The sequence below is a fragment of the Sulfitobacter dubius genome, from assembly GCF_027214245.1.
GTDB lineage: Bacteria > Pseudomonadota > Alphaproteobacteria > Rhodobacterales > Rhodobacteraceae > Sulfitobacter > Sulfitobacter dubius_A.
On the sequence record NZ_JAPWHM010000007.1, the window covers coordinates 63,916 to 82,185 of the forward strand.

The window sequence follows — 18,270 nt, forward strand, 5'->3', positions numbered from 1 at the left end:
CGTGACATTGCCGATAAGTGTTTTGAGGAATGATTTCCAAAAAGGTTGGGACATCATGAATTTGATCCTTCCAATCGGGCGGCCACCGCCATCACGCGGGCCACATGGTTCTGGGTTTCTCGGTAGGGGGGAATGCCGCCATATTGGCGCACGGCGTCGGGTCCGGCGTTGTAAGCGGCCAGCGCCAGGCGCGGATCGCCGAACGTCTCGAGCATCATCGCGAGGTAGCGGGCGGAACCGTCGAGGTTCTGCATCGGGTCCTCCGGATTGACGTCGAGATCACGCGCGGTTGCTGGCATCAGTTGACCCAGACCAATGGCGCCCGCGGTTGAGATCGCATCCTGCCGGTAGGCGCTCTCAACCTCGATGTTGGCCCGGTAGAGAGCCAGCCAATCCCTCACGGAGAGCTCCGCGCGGCGCAAACCAGGATGATTGGCATAGCGCAGGGCCGTTGCCTCGATGCCTAAGAGAACGTCCGCGCGGGGCAGGGGTGCTGGCTGGGCGAGTGCCGCAAGCTGCAGCGCGTCAGGTTTGGGCGCTGCTTCCGTCTCACCAAGAATGGCCAAACCATCGGACGCCGATCCCTGACCAACGCCGTCATTGTAGTTCCGGGCAAAACCGCTCTGAGACCGCGACGGGGTCAGAGAGCCGTCGCCCTCCATGACCAGAACGATTTGCGCTGAGGCTGGCGCGGCGACCAGCCAGAGACAGACGAACTTAGTTGCCAGCGCCCTTGTCTGATGGGGCTTTGTCTGGCGGGGCGAGTTTATGCGTACGGCTTGTACCCGCCTCAAGGGGCAGGTCGACATGCGCAAAGCCAAGGCCAATGAAGAATGACACCACGCCAGAGATCGTTTTGAACTCACGGATCTTGATATCGTTGTAGGTCGTCCGCGTGCGGGCGGTGACGAGGAGCTTTTCCACCCCGTCATCAGAGGCAACACGCATGATCCAGACCCCGTAATAGCTGGGGCCTTTCTTGTGTGCCGACTCCTGGCACAGGATTTCTGCGCTATAGCCGCTTTCCACGAGCTCGCGGAACCTAGCTTCCGTAACCACATTTGGTGCTTCTATGTCCCAGTTCATGGCCCGGCTCACGCTTTCTCTAAAGACGCAACACCCGGGCACTCCTACTTGATGCCTAGGGTTACGATAGTATACTGATGACCGCAATAGTATATTATAATTTTCGCGGTATACGTTGATCTGATACCTTTAGGCACGTAACATGCACTCGTTCAAGGATTTAAGCGGCTTTTGCTACCTTCGGTTGCGCATCCTACCTTTGATGCGCACATTCGTTCTGCTGTCGCTCGTCGGTTGTCCGGCGCTCGCCGGTCCATGCATCCCCCCGCCTCGGCCATTTGTTCCAAGAGATCCGAAGGTTGCCACGGAATTTATGGACATCCTCCGTCATGACTTCGAACTCTACTTCCGTGACGTACAGGTTATTTTCGCTGCCTCGACGAGGAGCGTGCTCGCGCCTTCGAGGAAGCGCGCGAAGTCAGCGAGGAATATGGGCGCTTCTTGGGCTCGCTTCACCGATAACTTCGGGGCGAAACTTTTGGTCCGAGTCGCGCGGGTTCCGAATTCGATAACTGGACTACGAGCGAAATTCAGCCGAGACCCGTTCGAGCCCCGTCGTCAGCGGCTTAGGGGTCGGGTTTCAACAAGCGAGCCACGCTTCGGCCGGCCGACACAATGTAGGGCGGCATGGACAGCGAATAGTGGCCGCAATTTAGTTCCAATATGCTGGGCTCGGCTCCGGCGTCCTTAAGCCCTTGTATCAGCCGTTCAGAAAGCTCCGGCAGCACCACCTTGTCTCGTTTGGCCAATACCACATTTAATTCGAGATTGTCCCGCGCAAGATGATGCGCATGGTTCACCAAGTTTAGTGGTCCCCAAGCCCTTCTGAGGTCCCCCAATTCGATCACGGGTTGAAGGCTCTCGCAAATCGTTCGCGTTGCGCGCCCGGTCCACACCATGTCAGCAAGACTTCCGGCCGTCAGGAATAGCGCAGCTTTTGAAACAGTTTTGTCATGGGCGGCAATCAACCCGGCAACCCAGGAACCCAGACTCATTCCGAGTACAGAAATCTCTTTATAACCTTGCCCCTTCAGCCATCTAATGAGCTTTCGGCCATCCCATACCGCCTGTCTCACGGATTGAACCGTCCGTCCGAGATTCGGGCTTAGCATGTAGTCGGCATAAACGGCGCCGGGACGGCTACGTTCGAAGTGATACGGCAGTGCTATCTCGACAACCGTAATCCCGCGCCGGGCGAAAAAGTTGGCGATCTGTTGATACCGCGCGCTTGCATTCCAATGGTGAAACACAATCAATGCTTGGTCGAATGACCTGCTTTCTGTTACTTTCGCCCAGACGACATTGTTCTCTGCGACGTCAGTAGAAATTCCTGAAGGAAACTTGACCCACTCTCCTTCGCGTTCGACGACCAAGTCGTTGTTATCTGGTTCATCGAAATAGGTTGGGTCCTCAACAGCCTGTTCTGCAAGTTTACAAAAGGCCTCGATACCTGCCGGACGCCCGGAGCCAGGGAAGGCAAGTTCAGTGTCCAGAGCGAAGTCGGTCGGCCTCTTTACTTCGTCCCCGCGCTCTGCTCGTCGCTCATCCCAATGGTCAAGCCAGCTATGATACACTTTGTTTGTCTCCTTGGTTAGTCGCCCGCCAGGTATCGATGCTTGGATAAATCAGGCCGTAGATTGCAGACAGCAGCCCGATGCACAGCAAGATCGAGAAACCGGCGACCGCACCGATCAGCACGTAGACGATGACCAGCAGGGCGACGCGCGCCAACATGATTCTAAATTCTCTCTGATTTCGACCATGTCCAATGTGCCCTTGCTGACGCAAGGCGGCGTGGACTCGAATGAGCCCATAGAGAAACACAGTGCAGGTCGCCAATACGATCAGCAGGCTGCTATAGTTTGTCGGCATGCTGTATTCGAGCCAGTCGCTTGCCTTCTCATGATTTCCCAAGACTGACAGGAAATCGTTAGCCAACCAACCCGTTATGGTCGATTCACTTGATAGCATAAAAGTGCTTTGGAGCTTCATGCATATGGCAATCAAGAGTCCTAAAATACAGCACCGAAAAATCCCACGCATGATTTTGAGACCGACTTGATTAGGCTGACATTGATATTCTCCATCTACCCACGATTCAGACTTTCGTCCAAGTTCCCAAGAATCGTGCGCTATTGTGAAGAGCAAAATGAGTCCTGCAAAGAAGAGAAAAAATACCACACCCATGTAGAGATAGGCGAACCCGGTGAACGCGACCGCCTCCGGTATTGAAATGACGTGCGGGCGCTCAATCGCCATCCGAGCCCATTCCACCGGGTAGTTGCCGGTATCGCGGGTCAGTAATGGGCCTAAACACCTATCGATCCACTGAAGAACCGTAGCTATAGGTAAACAAACAAGAAAGGCCGCCCAATACGTCACCGAAAAGGTCGCGACTTTTCGCACCCACATGTCGTCATTCGCGATTCCTTCACCTTCAGGACTTAACAGTGACCGCCTTGTACCCCTCCAAAAGACCACTAAGTCCCGCACGAATACGAAGTATAGCGGCATGAGCACCATGAAGAGGAGTGTCCAGTTCGGTGCCCATAAGTACCCAACCTGCTTAATCACACCATTCGCCTGCGGAAAAACAATGCTGTGAATGCCCAAAAAGTAAGAGGAAAATCCAAGGGCCACTGCCCCTGCGAACACCGACGCCGACAAATCCAAAGGGGATCCCCGGTTGAACACGGCCTCCGATGTTCTCGCCAAGCTAAATCCCCGCCTCGGCGAGATAACCTCACCTTTGTGCGCCAGCGGTGACGGAACCACGGTATCAACATCGATTGCCGCGTTCTGAACCGTATCTGGAGGACTATGCGCATCGTGGCCGTCTGGCCCCGCACGCAGCGCTCGCCTCCTGGCTACCAATCGTGTCCGGGCCGCACTTAGCTCCGTCTGCCATTCACTGGTCGCCTTCGGATCATCACACCCAAACACCCTTGCTAGCCATCGAATGTTCTCGGTGCTGATTCCTTTCTCGTTGTCTTGGTACCAAAGCTGCACCGTTCGCAGCTCGATCCCGGACCGGTTGGCTTCGATCTGAGTAATTGCGGTGGCAAGTAGCTCGGCTGTCCACGGCCCCAAGGGTATCCCATCTTTGTCAATAGGCCGACCCGCTCCCGCTGCGCTCAACCGTCTGAACAACTCCTTGAAGTCACTTCCGTCATCCAACGGAGGAACGAAGTATTTTCCATTTTTTATCAAGGACGTACCGTTGTTCGTTTCGTTCTATTTCGCTGGCGTTCGCTTCGTATCGTGATTTCGCGGCTCACGACAGTGCAACTACAGGCAGTGTGATTCGATCGCCATCTACTGGGCCAGAGAATGTCTGACGTGATCGAAATCCTGCTTGGTGGTTGGAAACTGGAATGAAGAAAGCGGTGAGACTGTTGAAAGAAGAAGCAGAGCCCATAGCCCGATTGTTTGGAAATGATCGGGAGCGCACGGTTGGATGGGTATACCTGTGGGATTCCTCTGAGTTGTCGGTGCTCTGGCTGGACGAGCAGGTACCTGCCGGTTCTATCGAGCCGCCGCTTCATCCCGAAGTGCTGGCAGAGGCAAAATCGTCGACACCAGTGAAAGTGATCGAGTACCTCGAAGCGCTTTCGAGTGGCGGCGAGCATACCCAAATTAGCAGGCCTTAATAGTCATCGGAGCAGGTCTTTCAAAAATATACTATTGGCGCAATGAATATAAAATATCTAGAGAGACCGTCAACCTGCCAAAACTGTAGGAGAGTATTCATGCCCAAAGCGCTTACTCGTTTCGTCGTCCTTGTCGCTCTTGGCTCCACGTCTTTCTTCGGAACGGCCGAGCGGGTTAGGGCGCAAACCTATCCGATCGATTGCGCGATTCTCCTCTGTCTTTCAGGGGGTTGGCCCGCATCAGTGCCATGCTCACGCGCCCGCGCGGAATTCATTCGAAGAATAACCCCCTGGCCAGTAGAGCCTCCATTGCAGATATGGCGTTGTCCGATGAGAGCATCCCATGAACTCAATGGCACTGGTAAAAATGGCGGCCGTATCTTCGACATTCTGTTCGATAGACCGCGTCATCCGCTGCTCCAGACGATTACCGTTGCCCGATCTCAGGAAGTCGGCCTGTCATCGACGGGCGTGTTCCCGGCGGAAAGGGTTGAAACGGGTGATAAGAGCAGTGACTTTTCTATTACGCTTGGTCAAGAACGCGCCGACATCGACATCAGCGGTCCGGAGTTTAACTTCGTGCGCTCGATACGAATCTTTGATGTGCGGAACGCTCGACAATATGAGGCAGGTAGCGAGGGGGACTGCGAGCGGAGCGCGGTCGTTGTACTTGGAACTTATGGCGTTCAAGGAGACTTCTCTTGGCAGCGTTCATCGATCGGAACCTTGCCGAAAGATCATGTGGGGCTGGAGAGGTGGGGCGATAATTGTCCGAGCATCCGCCACCGTTCGGTATTCGTCGAGTGGCGGGATTACGAGGGCAAATATGGCTACGAGCAGGTCAACTAATGAGCCCAGTCGGGAAAAAGCCATTTGTTTTAGATAGGAACTCACGCCGAAGGGCAATTTTCTGAGTGATGTGTATCGGTAGACCTACATCACGCCTTCACGCTCCAAGCGCTTGCGCGCCGCTTTGCGAGCCCGGCGGATTGCTTCCGCTTGTTGACGAGCTTTCTTCTCAGAAGGCTTCTCGAAGTGCTGCTTGAGCTTCATTTCGCGGAAAACGCCTTCGCGTTGAAGCTTTTTCTTTAAAACCCGAAGAGCCTGATCGACATTATTATCGCGGACACTGACCTGCATATGGATAACACCATTATTCATGAACGAGAAATTACTAGAGAACAGGACCATGCTGGTTGCAAGAGCAATTTGTGTATCGAGATGCCTGTGAGACAAGCGCTCGTCCTTCCCTCCGCTTAAATCTTTGCGCTGATAGCATACCGATGCTCACTGTGACGGATCAAAGACCTGCGCCAGCCGAGCTGTCGTGCCTGTGCGCGATGTATTTTACTAAGATCGGTATCGATGCGAATATCCTTGAAGCCTGCCTCGGCCAACAGGAAAGCAACTTGCTGCGCCCGAGCGCCTTGAGCGAAATGAACTTGCGACAGAATTTCCTGATGACGAGAATCCATGTTCTGGGACCGACGTGGAGAAAGCCGAGCCAGGGTGCGCGCAACCCAGCCACGGGTGACGAAATCACCATCGACCAACAGCAGCTGTCCACCCGGAACCAAAACGCGCTTCCATTCTGCGAAGGCCGCAGCCGGATCGACGAGGGTCCATACAAGGTGGCGGGTTACGAGCACATCGAAACTTGCATTGGGCAGCATGGTACGCTCCGCGTCAGCCTGCATAAAAACTGCGGCCGGAACTTTGGCGCGGGCGCGCTCGAGCATGGGCTCGGACCAATCGAGACCTGTTACCGCATAACCAAGATCGTGGCACAGGCGGGCAATCTCTCCCGTTCCGGACGCCAGATCGAGCAGTCGGCGCCCCGCGGCAGGTCCGAGGTGTTTTTGGACAAGCGCCTGCCAAGCTGCTTGTTCTTCACCTTGCCCAATCTTGTGGCCTGGCTCGGCGTCGAAAGTGGCCGCTCTATCCGACCAGTAGTCGCGGATCTCATCGCGTAGATCACGGTTGCTGCCAAGCGGTTGGGTCATAGGTCTGCTCCAAGACGGGTCGATGACTTCCATGTTAAAGACGACAATTTTTGTCAATATTAAAACTTGACGATTTAAGTCGGAATTAATAGGCGATGGGCCAGTTCAAACATAAAGGTCTCCTGATGTCCCTTCGCTACACCTTGAGCGCCGGTGCGCTGTGTCTTTTCTCCGCTCCTGCCTTTGCAGCCCCGATCACCATAACGGATATTGCAGGGCGAGAAGTCACACTCGAAGCACCTGTGGACCGGGTAATTCTCGGCGAAGGGCGGCAAATTTTCTTTGCGGCCGTATTGGACGGCGAAGACCCATTCGAGCGCGTGGTGGGGTGGCGGGACGATTTCCGTGAGGCCGCGCCCGAGAGCTATGAGGCCTATGCTGAAAAATTCCCCGAGATCGCTGATATTCCGACCTTCGGCGGCTTCAAGGATGGCACATTCGATATTGAACAGGCCGTATCCCTGACCCCTGACGTGATGTTCATGAACCTCGAAGCCAAGGCGGCTACCGATGAGGCAGGCTATGAGGAAAAACTCGCCAAGGTCGGCATCCCTATCGTTTATGTTGATTTCCGCGAAAAGCCGTTTGAACACACCGCGAAGTCGATGGAAATCATCGGTAAATTGTTTGGCGAAGAAGAGCGTGCCGCTGACTTCAACGACTTCTATCAAGAGCAGATCGCCCGTGTCACAGACGTGATCGATGCGCAGAACGATCTGGAGCGTCCTTTGGTATTTGTCGAACGGGCAGGGGGCTACTCCGAGGATTGCTGCATGTCATTCGGCAGCGGCAACTTCGGTCGCATGGTCGAACTGGCGGGTGGGCAAAACATGGCTGCCCCGTTCATCCCCGGGACATTTGGTACGGTGAACGCGGAGCAGGTGATCGCCTCCAACCCCGATCAAATCATAGTCACCGGCGGTAATTGGGAAGCCTACGTCCCCGGTGGCGCATGGGTTGGCGTCGGGCCAGGCTCGGACGAAGCGCAGGCCCGTGCGAAGTTGCAAGCTTTGATGGAGCGTCCCGCCTTTACCGGTGTTAAGGCCGTCGAGGCAGGCGAGGTTCACGCGATTTGGCATCAGTTTTACAATTCGCCCTATAGCTTTGTCGCCGTCCAACGGCTGGCGACATGGTTGCACCCGGAGTTGTTTGCCGACCTCGACGCGGAGGCAACACTTAAGGAACTTCACGAGCGGTTCCTGCCCGTCGACTACCGTCCTGGATATTGGGTTTCACTGAAGTAACCAGGGCGCGCAGCGCAGCCCTCTTGTCGAATAAGGCAGATCAATGACCAGTATCACATCCGACACTACGGCACCCGCGTTCGCCTACCGCGGGCTGGTGACGCGACGTATCTTCATTCTGGCTCTGCTGGCCTGTTTGCTGATACTTTCTGTCGCGGTGGACGTATCACTGGGACCGGCGCGCTATTCGGTGGCAGATGTGCTGCGGACCCTCGTCTCTCCAACCGATGCGGATGTGCAGATGCGGGTCGTCGTTTGGGACATTCGGATGCCGATGGCCATGCTCGCGGTGACGGTCGGGGCAAGCCTGTCGCTTGCCGGGGCGCAGATGCAGACCATCCTGGCGAACCCGTTGGCCAGTCCCTTCACGCTCGGCCTTTCGGCAGCAGCCAGTTTTGGCGCGGCGTTGGCGATGGTGTTGGGGGTCGCACTCTTTCCGGCGGCGATTTCCCTGATGGTGCCGATCAATGCTTTTCTGATGGCGATGGCAGCCGCTTTGCTGATCTTTGGATTGTCCACTCTACGGGGCGTGACGGTCGAAACCATTATCCTTCTGGGCATTGCACTGGTCTTCAGCTTCAATGCGGCCTTGGCGCTGTTGCAATATTTTGCCTCGGAGCAGGCTTTATCTGCTGTGGTCTTCTGGACCATGGGCAGCCTCACCAAAGCCACTTGGGGCAAGGTGGCGGTGACGGCGGTGGTCCTCGCGCTCTGTGTGCCGCTCTTTGCTCGCCGGGCATGGGCCCTGACCGCCATTCGACTGGGTGAAGCGCGCGCGGCGGCAATGGGTGTGCCGGTGCGTCGGCTGAGACTGGAGGCTTTGTTTCTCGTTTCGCTCTTGGCGGCCGTGCCGGTTTCCTTCGTCGGCACGATTGGTTTCATCGGCATTGTCGGTCCACATGTGGCACGGCTTCTCTTGGGTGAAGATCAACGGTTCTTCCTGCCTGGAGCGATGTTAGCTGGCGCGCTGATCCTTTCGGCCACATCTGTGCTCTCGAAGGCCTTGCTGCCCGGCGCTGTCCTGCCCATTGGCATTATCACGGCATTGGTGGGCGTTCCCTTCTTTGCCGCTCTTATTCTGACCAAGGGGCGTAAAGCATGGTGACGCTGCAACTTGAAAACCTCGGTGCGCGCTATGGTCGGCACGAGGTCCTCAGCAAGGCAACAACACCGCCAATTCGAGGAGGCAGCTTGACCGCTCTTGTGGGAGCCAATGCGGCTGGTAAGTCCACGCTGTTTCGGCGCATCGCAGGTCAGATGCGGGGGGCAGGAACTGTGCGCCTCAGCGGTGCAGCCGCGGACGACTTGCGCTACATGCCTCAGGATACGGGGATGAATGCAGCGCTGACGGTCTACGAATCCATCATACTCGCGCTGAAGCAGGGTGGGGGCGGCTGGCGCCTTTCGGCTTCCGAGCTGACGGCCGTGAACGACGTTTTGGCCAGATTGGGCATCACCGCACTTGCTGAGCGGCAGTTGCCGGAACTGTCCGGCGGGCAACGTCAGGTTGTGTCGATCGCACAGACGCTGGTGACGCGGCCACAGGTTATCCTGATGGACGAGCCCACCTCCGCGCTCGACCTTTACCGGCAATACGAGGTATTGGAGGCGTTGCAATCCTATGCCGCTGAAAGCGGAGCTGTGATGATCCTCGCTTTGCATGACCTAAATCAGGTGATGCGGTGCAGCACGACCACCATCGCTTTGGGCGAGGGCAGCATCCTCGCCACCGGTCCGACGCTAGAAGTACTCACACCCGCGATGATCCGCCGCCTCTATGGTATCAACAGCCGCGTTGAGCGCTGCTCGCGAGGCTGCGCAATGATGATCGTCGATGGGCCAGCTAAGAGCCAACCGATCACCGTTTGACGGTGCGCCCGGAAAGAAGTCTCAAAAGAGGCAGTTTTCCTCAACGATACGGATCTTTTCGTCATTGTGCTCGCGGCGGTGGCCGGTATCACAGACCGATAAAAAGGCGGGGGTAACTTCGTACGCGCACATAGGGCCATCGATAAACGATCGAACAGCCCATCAGAAAGACGGGCATTGGTAGATATCCACCGCCCATCCATGAACTTTTGCCTTGGAACGGGTAAGCTCTGTCCCTCGCTGAGGCAGCGTGGCCAGCCGCGCATCGTCCAGAGTGTCGAATATCTCCTCATTCAGCAGCTCATCGCGCAGGCTGCCGTTGAACGACCCGATTGAAGGATTGCCTTGAGCAGGACGGCGCCTACGATCTGGCCCCATGTATGTAACCGGGAAACCTCATATCCAGTGCTATAGCCACTTTGCCCGGAAAAGAGAAATACTGATACCTATGTACTTTAGAGGGTCGACGTTAATGCCTATTGATACATATATGGGGCGTATCTGAAATAGAGGCTGGTATGTTTACGAAAAATGACCTGAAGGCAATGTCGCGAAAAGAGCTCGAGAGGCTTCTGTCTGATGTTAAAAAGGCATTGCAGGCGGCTCGAAACAGAGATCAGCGAGAGGCAAGAAAAGCTGCTACTAAAGCGGCCGCAGAATTTGGATTTTCCTTAGGCGAAATTTCAGAGACGCAACCCTCAGCTCCTGCGCAAAAGCGGGCCAAGATTAAGAAAACTTCGAAGCCCTCAAAACCAATGTATGCCAACCCAGACGATAAGAAACAGACCTGGACAGGTAAGGGCCGACAGCCAAATTGGTTCCGTAGTCAGGTCGAGAGCGGCACTGCACCCGATGCTATGCGTATCTGACCGGTGGAAACCTAGAATTTCAACTATCTCGGGACCGAAAAGTAACTAGACATCCGGGGAGCGAGACTGATGGTTAGCTGCGCATTTCAGATTGGTTTTTCCCTAATGCGCAGCTACCTGCATTTCGACCACCCCGTCTATACCGATAGGCATAAGGTCTCGGGAGAGAAATCCTCCTTCAGCGTCACGTCTACAAGGCGCCTACAGAATGACCTCATTAGGCCTACAGGACAGCTACAGACGGGCCACAACAAGTACCTCTAAAAAGCAGAGATATGGGCAAAAGTTGGTGATGCCTGATCAGGCGGCAGTTTGAAGCTGGCGGATCCCATCGCGGAACTCAACCCCTTGGATGATCTCGGGCAGACGGTTCTGTCCATCGAGTTTGCGCCATTTCTTCTGCGCTGACATCATTAGCTTGAAGGCCATGGCCAACCCGGTCGTGCGGCTGAGGCATCCTTTGGTGCGTTTCGTGCGGTGCCGGACAGTGGCGAAGGTGCTCTCGATCGGGTTTGACGTCCGGATGTGCTTCCAGTGTTCCGCCGGATAGTCGTAGAAGGTCAGCAGCGCATCCCGGTCCTTGACCAGCTTGGTGACCGCCTTGTCCCATTTCACGCCGTAGGTTTCGACGAAGAAATCGAAGGCGACGTTGGCTTCGGCTTTTGTCTCGGCCTGCCAGATGTCGTGCAGATGACCCTTGGCCTTGGCTTGCACAGATTTCGGCATCGCGTTCAGCACGTTCATGGTCTTGTGGACCCAACAGCGTTGCTCCCGCGTCGTGGCGAACACCTCGCGCAGGGCTGTCCAGAACCCCAGGGCACCGTCCCCGATGGCGAGCTTGGGGTCCTGTTTCAGGCCACGCCGCTTGAGATCAAGCAGCACCTCGCGCCAGCTTTGGGTGCTTTCACGGAAGCCATCGGTCATGGCCAGAAGTTCCTTGCGGCCATATTCATCAGCACCCACGATTACCAGAACGCATTGTTTTTCCTCAGCCATTCGCGGCTTGAAGTAGACACCGTCTGCCCAGATGTAGAGAAAGCGCCGCGAGCCAAGATCGCGTTTCTGCCAAGCCTCGTAGTCCTGCCACCAATCGGCTTTCAGGCGCGTGACGGTCTTAGCGGATAGACCCTTGGCATTCGGGCCCAGCAGCGCTTCAAGCGCCTCGGTAAAATCGCCCGTAGACACGCCCTTGAGGTAAAGCCACGGCAGGAGTTCTTCGATAGATTTCGCTTTGCGCAGGTAACGCGGCAGGATGCTGGGCGTGAAGGTGATCTTGTCTTCGTAAGCACCCCGATCCCGAACCCGCGGCACCTTCACGGGCACCGGACCAATGCCGGTCATCACATCGCGTTCCGGTAGGTGACCATGACGGACAAGACGTGCCCGCCCATCCTGAAGCTTTTCATTGGAAAAGGCCGCCATGAGGGTGGCCAGCTCGGCCTGGACCGCCTGTTCGATCAGCTTGCGCGCGCCATCGCGGATGACATCCGTGAACGGATCAGCGCTAAATCCCGATGGATCGGGCAGTTGGGTGATGGTAGACTCTGACATGTGGCATATCCTTTTCTCAGCAGAGAATCGACGGCGTCTGAACACCGCCATGATATGCCGCCCCTCAGGGCATCACCAACTTTCGCACGTTTCTCTAAAAAGCAATCTCGTTAACGGTCTGCTCTGAGCTTTTAGGTGATCATAGAGCTTTTCAGGTCATCGGAGTGCCCGCTCATGTTCCCAAACTTTCTTTGAATACTGAGTGGCGCTTGTAAGGCTGTTACCCTAGCTGATTACTGCGCAGGGTGTTCTGAGGCGCCCTGGTGTTGTTGCACCTCGGCCGAGGTTGCGCTGAATAAGGATTAAACCCGTGTGGCAAGAAGTCTGGGCAACCATCATCAACGAATTTTCCGATATTCCCGATTTGTCCACCATGACGCGTATAACGCTGCGTTTGGTATTGGCCGCGTTTTTGGGCGGGCTGCTTGGCTATGAACGAGAACTCAAAGCGCGAAGCGCCGGGGTGCGCACCCATATGCTGGTGGCTGTTGGGGCGGCACTCTTCGTGATCGGCCCATTACAGAGTGGCATGCCCACTCCAGACATGTCACGGGTTCTGCAAGGTATCATTCAGGGTATTGGCTTTTTAGGGGCAGGAGCGATCATTATACGCGCAGCAGAACAAAAGGTCCAAGGGCTGACGACTGCTGCAAACATTTGGGCTACCGCTGGGATTGGTATCGTCGCGGGGCTCGGTCTCGAGGCAACTGCGGTCCTAGCGACGGTGATCGTGCTGATCATCCTCGCCGTTATCCCGCGCATCCTACCATCTTCTGCTATTCACAGCGGGGTCCAAGAAGGACGGTAACCCTGTTAACGTTCGGCTTTGCCATGCTCGGTGGGCTAATGCTCCAAAGGACAGTACCCGACGTAATAGGTATTGGGTCTAAATTTGCATAGGACACCCTCAATGCATAATGGCATCCGCCCCGGCTGCAACTGACAACGCGACGAGAACCGTCAGGACTATCGAAGCCAGCCCCATGCCGATACCAGCAAGTACAACAAGTCCATCGCGCTCAACAAAACCAATACCTGAGACGAAAAGTGAAATAGCAGGAAACCACCCGCTGAGCGGTAAAGGAACAAACAGTGCCAAGGCAATTGCTAAGAGAAGCAATCCGATTAGACGCTCAGTTTTGGTTTGGAATACGCCTTGCAGGCGCGGTCGAGTCAGGCGCTCAACGCGTCGGGAAATCGGCCGTAGACGCAGCACAGTATTTCTCAGAGCGGAACGGGACAATGACCGTTTGGCAATCCAAGGCGGCAGCCAAATATAAGAACGCCCGAGCACCAATTGAACACTAAAGAACACCAGGGGGATGGCCGTTACAAGCGTGGCGCCCGGAGGCAGCGGCAACAGGTTAATTAGGGATGAGAGCAGAATGGCCCAACCGAATGACCGCTCCCCCAACTGTTCTAAGAGATGACCAAGGGGTATCGCGTTGCGCGGGCGCTCACTCCGAAGCACGCAAAGCAAATTGAACGATAGAGAACGACTTTTGACGGTCCTTTGCCTTTTCGACAGTGGATAACTGAAGTCGATTGTCACGATTTTCCCAAGCCCCGATGGGGAGGAGTATAGAAAAGTGTCTCTCGGATGGTGGTCATTGGTCTGCCTTTAACTTGGGGGCCCATCTGCCTGGGGTATTGATTGGCAGGTCCCTTCGGAATGCGCCCTGTTCCACTCTTGTAGGGAGCTGAATGGAACTCTATTTGGGTATGAACCTGAGGGAACCAAGAGCCTATGCAATATTCTTATGAACTGAGACCGCATGGGCATTGATCTGATCTACATCGCAGCCGGCCTCGTTTTGCTCTTCGCAGGGGGCGAAGGTCTTGTTCGCGGTAGCGTTGCGATTGCCGAACGGGCCGGACTCTCCAAAATGGTCATTGGCTTGACGATCGTTGGGTTTGGCACATCAGCACCAGAGCTGCTGGTCTCCTTGAAGGCCGCTTTCAGCGGATCCCCCGAAATTGCTCTGGGCAATGTGGTCGGAAGCAATATCGCCAATATCCTACTTATCATCGGGGCTGGGGCCTTGATCATGCCGATCGCCGGTTGGGATAGGTCTGCTGTACGGGAAGCGATGGTAGCGGCCTTGGTCGCTTTCGCGCTGTTTGGCCTGCTCAAAGGAGCGTTTCTAAACCGCCTCGAGGGCGCACTTTTGCTCGCGGTTCTAGCTGTCTACCTCGGTGCGACGTTCTGGATGGAAAAACGCAGCCGGGACTCCCAGATGTTCGAGCATGAGACCGAGGAGTTTGAAAGTTCCGGCATCACCAAAACGAGCGTTGCCACCGTCTTTGTTCTAGGCGGCATCATAGCGCTCGTGGCGGGTGCTAATCTGCTGGTGTCCGGGGCCGGGTCCATCGCGAAAACGTTCGGGGTTTCCGATGCTGTGATTGGTCTGTCCCTCGTAGCCATCGGCACCTCCCTGCCTGAACTGGCCACATCTATCTCTGCGGCCCTCAAAAAACAGTCTGACGTGGTCATAGGCAATGTGATTGGGAGTAATATTTTCAACGTCCTAGCGATCCTTGGGATCACATCCGCAATCGTTCCGATTGAAGTCAGTGAACGGTTCCAGGGGCTTGATATGGTGCTCATGCTACTACTGTCCTGCGGCCTGGCTGTGATCTTGTTTGCAGCCAAGCGCATCGGTCGAGTAGCAGGCTTCCTGTTCATAGCGGGTTATGCAGTTTACATTGGATACCTGTTCCAAAGCGGCGCGATCAGCTAGCCTTCCTGAATATTCCCGGCCGAGGCCGCATGAAGATGTAGCTCAAGCCAGACCGATTAGATGGCCGCTCAATCGCATTCGGTGCTGACCATCGTCTCATCTGGCACCTGCGTGTTGCAGTAGATCCCAGCATCAAGATCAGTGTCGATGAGAATGGCATCTTCGAAGACGGCTGCTTTGAGAACCGCGTTCTCGAATGTTACGTTGATGAGCTTGGCACCGGTAAAACTGGCGCCCGTCAAATCGGCAGAGGCAAACGAAACATTCTCGAGGGTAGCCTGGTCAAACAGCGAAAGGTTGAGACCTGCTTCCGAGAAGTCGACGTCCCTTAATTGAGCTTCGGTCAGGTCAATTCCGGTCAACTTCCGACCTGTGAGGTCCATCTGCTCGAAGGTACAACCGGAACATCTGCCGAGCATGCGCAATTGCTTCTCCTGCTCCGGTTCCTGCCCGATCGCGGAAGTGCCAAAGAGAGAAGCGACAGTCAGAAGCACGCCAAGGCAGCTCGTCGGAAACGCATGATTTTTCAAGAAGTACCACCTAAGCCCATCAGGCCTTTCAAAAGTCAAAAAGCTCGCTCAAAAAGCCTTCGCGACGCTTCTTTTTATAAGGCTTGCCGTGGTCGCGATCTTGTCCCGAACTGCGCAGGGAGGCGACCTCACGGGGGGCAGGTTCGGGATCCGACCGTTCAATGATCTTGTCCAGCTCGCCTCGGTCTAACCAAACCCCACGACATTGAGGGCAGTAGTCAATTTCTACACCGGAGCGGTCTGTCATCACCAGTTGGGTTCCATCGATCGGACATTGCATAGGTAGCCTCCTGCGTTTTAGCTGAATTGGGGATACTAGCGGCAAATTGCAATCTATCTGCGCTCAAACATTCATGTCATCTGGAGCAACGGTGTCACAAAGGGCTCGATGTCGGAGCTTTCCTTGCCAGGTCAGCTTGCCGTATCCATCTGATCCAACTGCAGCCCTATTGTCATCGTCTCAATTGTATGCGGCGTCCACGCCCCATTGTGAATCTACTTGCGGTCGGGTTTTCGCTTTCGTGAGTGCTCAGAATGAGCTCACTGGGGACTACCGGATGAGCTCATTATGAGGGGATGAGGCCGCAGCGTAGGCCCATGGCATTAAAGCATCGATGTCTTGGTCGAGATGACCGTTGGCGAGCTTGGTGAAGAGGTCGCGCAAGTAGGCATAGGGCTCCACGCCGTTCATCTTGCAGCTGCCGATCAGGCTTGCGAAGCGCGCCCAAGAACGGCCGCCCTCATCGTGGCCAGCAAAAAGCGCGTTGCGGCGGTTCATGGCCGGGCTGCGGATAGCGTTCTCGACAAGGTTGGAGTCCATGTCGACATGGCCATCTTCGAGGAAGAGCTGGAAGCCGTCTTGTCGCCGCAGCATGTAGGCAAGCGCCACACCGAGGTCGGATTTGCGCGAGACGCGCGCGGCCTGAGCGGCCAACCAGGCGAAGAACTGATCCACCAGAGGGCGAGACAATTCTTGGCGGACCGCCCGACGATGCTCAGGCGCTGACCCGCGGATGGCATCCTCGATCTTGTACAGCGCCGCGATGCGCACCAACGCCTCATCGACGATGGGCGAGCCTTTCTGCGGCGTGGCCTTGATCAGCTTGCGCCGCCCATGGGCCCAGCAGAATGCCAGCTTCAATGGCTCACCCCCCTTGCGGTTTGGCTTAGCCAGATGGGTATAGCCGCCATAGGCGTCGACTTGGATCGTGCCATTGAAGCCAGTCAGGAGTTCATTGGCGTATTCGCCCTTTCGGCCGGGCCGATAGTGGAACACCACGCCCGGTGGCGCCGGGCCGTTCCAGCCGCGATCGTCGCGCAGCACCGCCCAAAGATAGCCGGTCTTGGTCTTGCCACGTCCGGGGTCCAAAACGGGGGCGGTCGTCTCATCGACATAAAGCCGGGTGCTGCCCTGTTTCAGCAGCACCGCCATTCGGTCCACCACCGGCGCGATCAGCGCACCGGTCCGACCCATCCAGTCGGCGAGGACCGATCGGTCGATCGGCACACCGTGCCGCGCCATGACCACAGCTTGGCGGTTCAGCGGCATGTGCTCGGAATGCTTGGACACGGCGATCTGCGCCAGCAGCGCCTCGGTGGGCCAACTGCCCTCCAGAAGATGCGCCGGAGCTTTCGCCTGCACCACGCCTGCGCGACCTTTGGGACAGGCGTATTTAGGGCGGATTGTGACGATCACCTGATACCGCGCCGGGATGTAATCCAGCCGGTCGACCCGATCCTCGCCGATCTTGACCATGTCGCCACAACCGCAAGGGCAGACGATGCTGTCTGGCTCAATGATGCGCTCGACGCGCGTCAGGTGTTCCGGCAAGGCGCGCGCTTTGCGCTTCTTGCGCGGCGCCTTCTTCTCGGGATTGGCCTCACTGGCCGCAATCTTCGCCTCGACAGCGTCAATCTGTTGCTGGGTCTCGGCGATGGCGGCTTCCAGATCCTCCAGCGCCAGTTCGAGCTGCGCAGTGTCCAACTTCTCGGATTTAGGCCCAAACTTCGCATGTCGGTATTGTCCGACTTGACCTTGCAGCTTCTCGATCAGGGCCTTCAACTCGGTGATGAAGGTGTCCTTTTCGGCGACGACCGCCTGCTCATGCTGGCGGGCCGCACGCTCAACCGCCAGCTCAAACTGCGCGGCCTCGAACGCCTTCACAACTTCGGGCGGAAGGTCTGGAAATAGGCTGAGATCGAAGGGCTGCGACATGTGGATTTATAGCTGTTCCCGCAAGGAAAGCCAATAAAACAAAGCCAAAACAGCCTAATAAATCAACCCGCAGCAACGGGGGCAGCGACCCGCTGCGCAATGATCCGGCGCCAGTCCAAACCTTCAAACAGAGCTTCGTGCTGGGCGCGCGACAGCCGCATTGTCCCGTCCTGAACCTTCGGCCAAGCAAAGCTGCCTTGCTCCAGAACTTTGTAAACCATCACAAGACCTGTTCCATCCCAAACCAAAATCTTCAGCCTGTCACCGCGTTTCGAACGGAACACGATCGTTACCCCCGAATGAGGATCGAGCTTCAGCTCAGTTTGTACGATCAACGCCAACGCCCGATGGCCGCAGCGGAAGTCTACCGGCCGCGTCGCGATCAAGATAGGCTGGCGCTGCCCCGCGACAATCATGTCGATCCTCGCAACGCATGCGCCACCGCTGCTGCTCGCTCCGCCGGAACATCGCCCGGCACCCGCAACACCACATCGGCCCCAATTTCGATCTGT

At 56.2% G+C, this 18,270-nt stretch carries 20 protein-coding genes and 1 pseudogene; 8 read left to right on the forward strand and 13 right to left on the reverse strand.

The genetic code is table 11. The annotated features are described in order from the left end of the window. Positions 1-53 precede the first annotated feature (53 nt). The 4 genes from O4H31_RS16610 to O4H31_RS16630 form a co-directional block, all read right to left on the reverse strand. Positions 54-674: a lytic transglycosylase domain-containing protein gene (locus O4H31_RS16610; protein WP_120352544.1), complete on the reverse strand. Its 621-nt coding sequence runs from the start codon at positions 672-674 to the stop codon at positions 54-56. Between the two features lie 43 nt (positions 675-717). Continuing rightward, a complete protein-coding gene (locus O4H31_RS16615) occupies positions 718-1,086 on the reverse strand; it encodes a hypothetical protein (RefSeq protein ID WP_120352491.1) in 369 nt (122 codons plus the stop codon). A gap of 566 nt (positions 1,087-1,652) precedes the next feature. Then, entirely contained in the window at positions 1,653-2,660 is a 1,008-nt protein-coding gene (locus tag O4H31_RS16625) for an alpha/beta hydrolase family protein (RefSeq protein ID WP_120352492.1), read from the reverse strand. Further along, on the reverse strand, positions 2,650-4,296 hold the full coding sequence (locus tag O4H31_RS16630; protein WP_120352493.1) for an RcgA family putative transporter: 1,647 nt from the start codon (positions 4,294-4,296) through the stop codon (positions 2,650-2,652). The genes O4H31_RS16625 and O4H31_RS16630 overlap by 11 nt, the downstream gene beginning before the upstream one ends. 164 nt (positions 4,297-4,460) lie before the next feature. Between O4H31_RS16630 and O4H31_RS16635 the strand changes: the two genes are divergently transcribed. Both O4H31_RS16635 and O4H31_RS16640 read left to right on the forward strand, forming a co-directional pair. After that, entirely contained in the window at positions 4,461-4,736 is a 276-nt protein-coding gene (locus O4H31_RS16635; RefSeq protein WP_132446209.1) for a hypothetical protein, read from the forward strand. A gap of 99 nt (positions 4,737-4,835) precedes the next feature. Then, positions 4,836-5,585 (forward strand): hypothetical protein, encoded by a 750-nt coding sequence (locus tag O4H31_RS16640; protein WP_419723612.1) that lies wholly within the window; start codon positions 4,836-4,838, stop codon positions 5,583-5,585. An 84-nt stretch (positions 5,586-5,669) separates the two neighbouring features. Here the strand turns inward: O4H31_RS16640 and rpsU are convergent, their stop codons facing one another. Then, complete coding sequence (gene rpsU / locus O4H31_RS16645; RefSeq protein WP_120352546.1) at positions 5,670-5,876, reverse strand: 30S ribosomal protein S21; 207 nt, start codon at positions 5,874-5,876, stop codon at positions 5,670-5,672. Between the two features lie 116 nt (positions 5,877-5,992). Continuing rightward, positions 5,993-6,739, reverse strand: coding sequence for a class I SAM-dependent methyltransferase (locus O4H31_RS16650; RefSeq protein WP_120352495.1), 747 nt, complete (start codon positions 6,737-6,739; stop codon positions 5,993-5,995). Positions 6,740-6,864: 125 nt separating this feature from the next. Between O4H31_RS16650 and O4H31_RS16655 the strand changes: the two genes are divergently transcribed. From O4H31_RS16655 to O4H31_RS16665, 3 genes are read left to right on the forward strand one after another with little or no spacing between them, the layout of a single operon-like run. Continuing rightward, positions 6,865-7,983, forward strand: a complete 1,119-nt coding sequence (locus tag O4H31_RS16655; RefSeq protein WP_120352547.1) for an ABC transporter substrate-binding protein — start codon at positions 6,865-6,867, stop codon at positions 7,981-7,983. Positions 7,984-8,026: 43 nt separating this feature from the next. Then, the gene (locus O4H31_RS16660; RefSeq protein ID WP_120352496.1) at positions 8,027-9,088 is read left to right on the forward strand and encodes a FecCD family ABC transporter permease; all 1,062 of its coding nucleotides are present in this window, start codon (positions 8,027-8,029) and stop codon (positions 9,086-9,088) included. Beyond that, on the forward strand, positions 9,082-9,852 hold the full coding sequence (locus O4H31_RS16665; protein ID WP_120352497.1) for an ABC transporter ATP-binding protein: 771 nt from the start codon (positions 9,082-9,084) through the stop codon (positions 9,850-9,852). Before O4H31_RS16660 ends, O4H31_RS16665 begins: the two co-directional genes overlap by 7 nt. 258 nt (positions 9,853-10,110) lie before the next feature. Here O4H31_RS16665 and O4H31_RS16670 read toward each other — a convergent pair. Further along, a pseudogene (locus O4H31_RS16670) lies at positions 10,111-10,200 on the reverse strand (integrase core domain-containing protein); the annotation flags it as partial. A 170-nt stretch (positions 10,201-10,370) separates the two neighbouring features. On the opposite strand from O4H31_RS16670, the gene O4H31_RS16675 reads away from it, so the two are divergent. After that, a complete protein-coding gene (locus O4H31_RS16675; RefSeq protein ID WP_120352498.1) occupies positions 10,371-10,721 on the forward strand; it encodes an H-NS family nucleoid-associated regulatory protein in 351 nt (116 codons plus the stop codon). Positions 10,722-11,021: 300 nt separating this feature from the next. Here O4H31_RS16675 and O4H31_RS16680 read toward each other — a convergent pair whose 3' ends face one another. Next, complete coding sequence (locus O4H31_RS16680; RefSeq protein WP_120350724.1) at positions 11,022-12,272, reverse strand: IS256 family transposase; 1,251 nt, start codon at positions 12,270-12,272, stop codon at positions 11,022-11,024. Between the two features lie 310 nt (positions 12,273-12,582). Between O4H31_RS16680 and O4H31_RS16685 the strand changes: the two genes are divergently transcribed. Then, positions 12,583-13,080: an MgtC/SapB family protein gene (locus tag O4H31_RS16685; RefSeq protein WP_206054330.1), complete on the forward strand. Its 498-nt coding sequence runs from the start codon at positions 12,583-12,585 to the stop codon at positions 13,078-13,080. 99 nt (positions 13,081-13,179) lie between these two features. Here O4H31_RS16685 and O4H31_RS16690 read toward each other — a convergent pair whose 3' ends face one another. Continuing rightward, complete coding sequence (locus tag O4H31_RS16690) at positions 13,180-13,824, reverse strand: exopolysaccharide biosynthesis protein (RefSeq protein ID WP_240791655.1); 645 nt, start codon at positions 13,822-13,824, stop codon at positions 13,180-13,182. 223 nt (positions 13,825-14,047) lie between these two features. Here O4H31_RS16690 and O4H31_RS16695 point away from each other — a divergent pair, with 223 nt between their 5' ends. Beyond that, positions 14,048-15,013 carry a calcium/sodium antiporter gene (locus tag O4H31_RS16695; RefSeq protein WP_120352499.1) on the forward strand — a complete coding sequence of 322 codons (966 nt, stop codon included), beginning with the start codon at positions 14,048-14,050 and terminating at the stop codon, positions 15,011-15,013. Positions 15,014-15,081: 68 nt separating this feature from the next. On the opposite strand, the gene O4H31_RS16700 is transcribed toward O4H31_RS16695, so the two are convergent. The 4 genes from O4H31_RS16700 to tnpB all read right to left on the reverse strand — a co-directional run bounded on the left by O4H31_RS16700 (position 15,082) and on the right by tnpB (position 18,174). Beyond that, positions 15,082-15,543, reverse strand: a complete 462-nt coding sequence (locus tag O4H31_RS16700) for a pentapeptide repeat-containing protein (RefSeq protein ID WP_240791654.1) — start codon at positions 15,541-15,543, stop codon at positions 15,082-15,084. A 28-nt stretch (positions 15,544-15,571) separates the two neighbouring features. Beyond that, positions 15,572-15,823, reverse strand: coding sequence for a zf-TFIIB domain-containing protein (locus O4H31_RS16705; RefSeq protein ID WP_120352500.1), 252 nt, complete (start codon positions 15,821-15,823; stop codon positions 15,572-15,574). 270 nt (positions 15,824-16,093) lie between these two features. Beyond that, complete coding sequence (gene tnpC, locus O4H31_RS16710) at positions 16,094-17,758, reverse strand: IS66 family transposase (protein WP_120352501.1); 1,665 nt, start codon at positions 17,756-17,758, stop codon at positions 16,094-16,096. A 62-nt stretch (positions 17,759-17,820) separates the two neighbouring features. After that, complete coding sequence (tnpB, locus tag O4H31_RS16715) at positions 17,821-18,174, reverse strand: IS66 family insertion sequence element accessory protein TnpB (RefSeq protein ID WP_120352502.1); 354 nt, start codon at positions 18,172-18,174, stop codon at positions 17,821-17,823. Between the last annotated feature and the right edge of the window lie 96 nt (positions 18,175-18,270).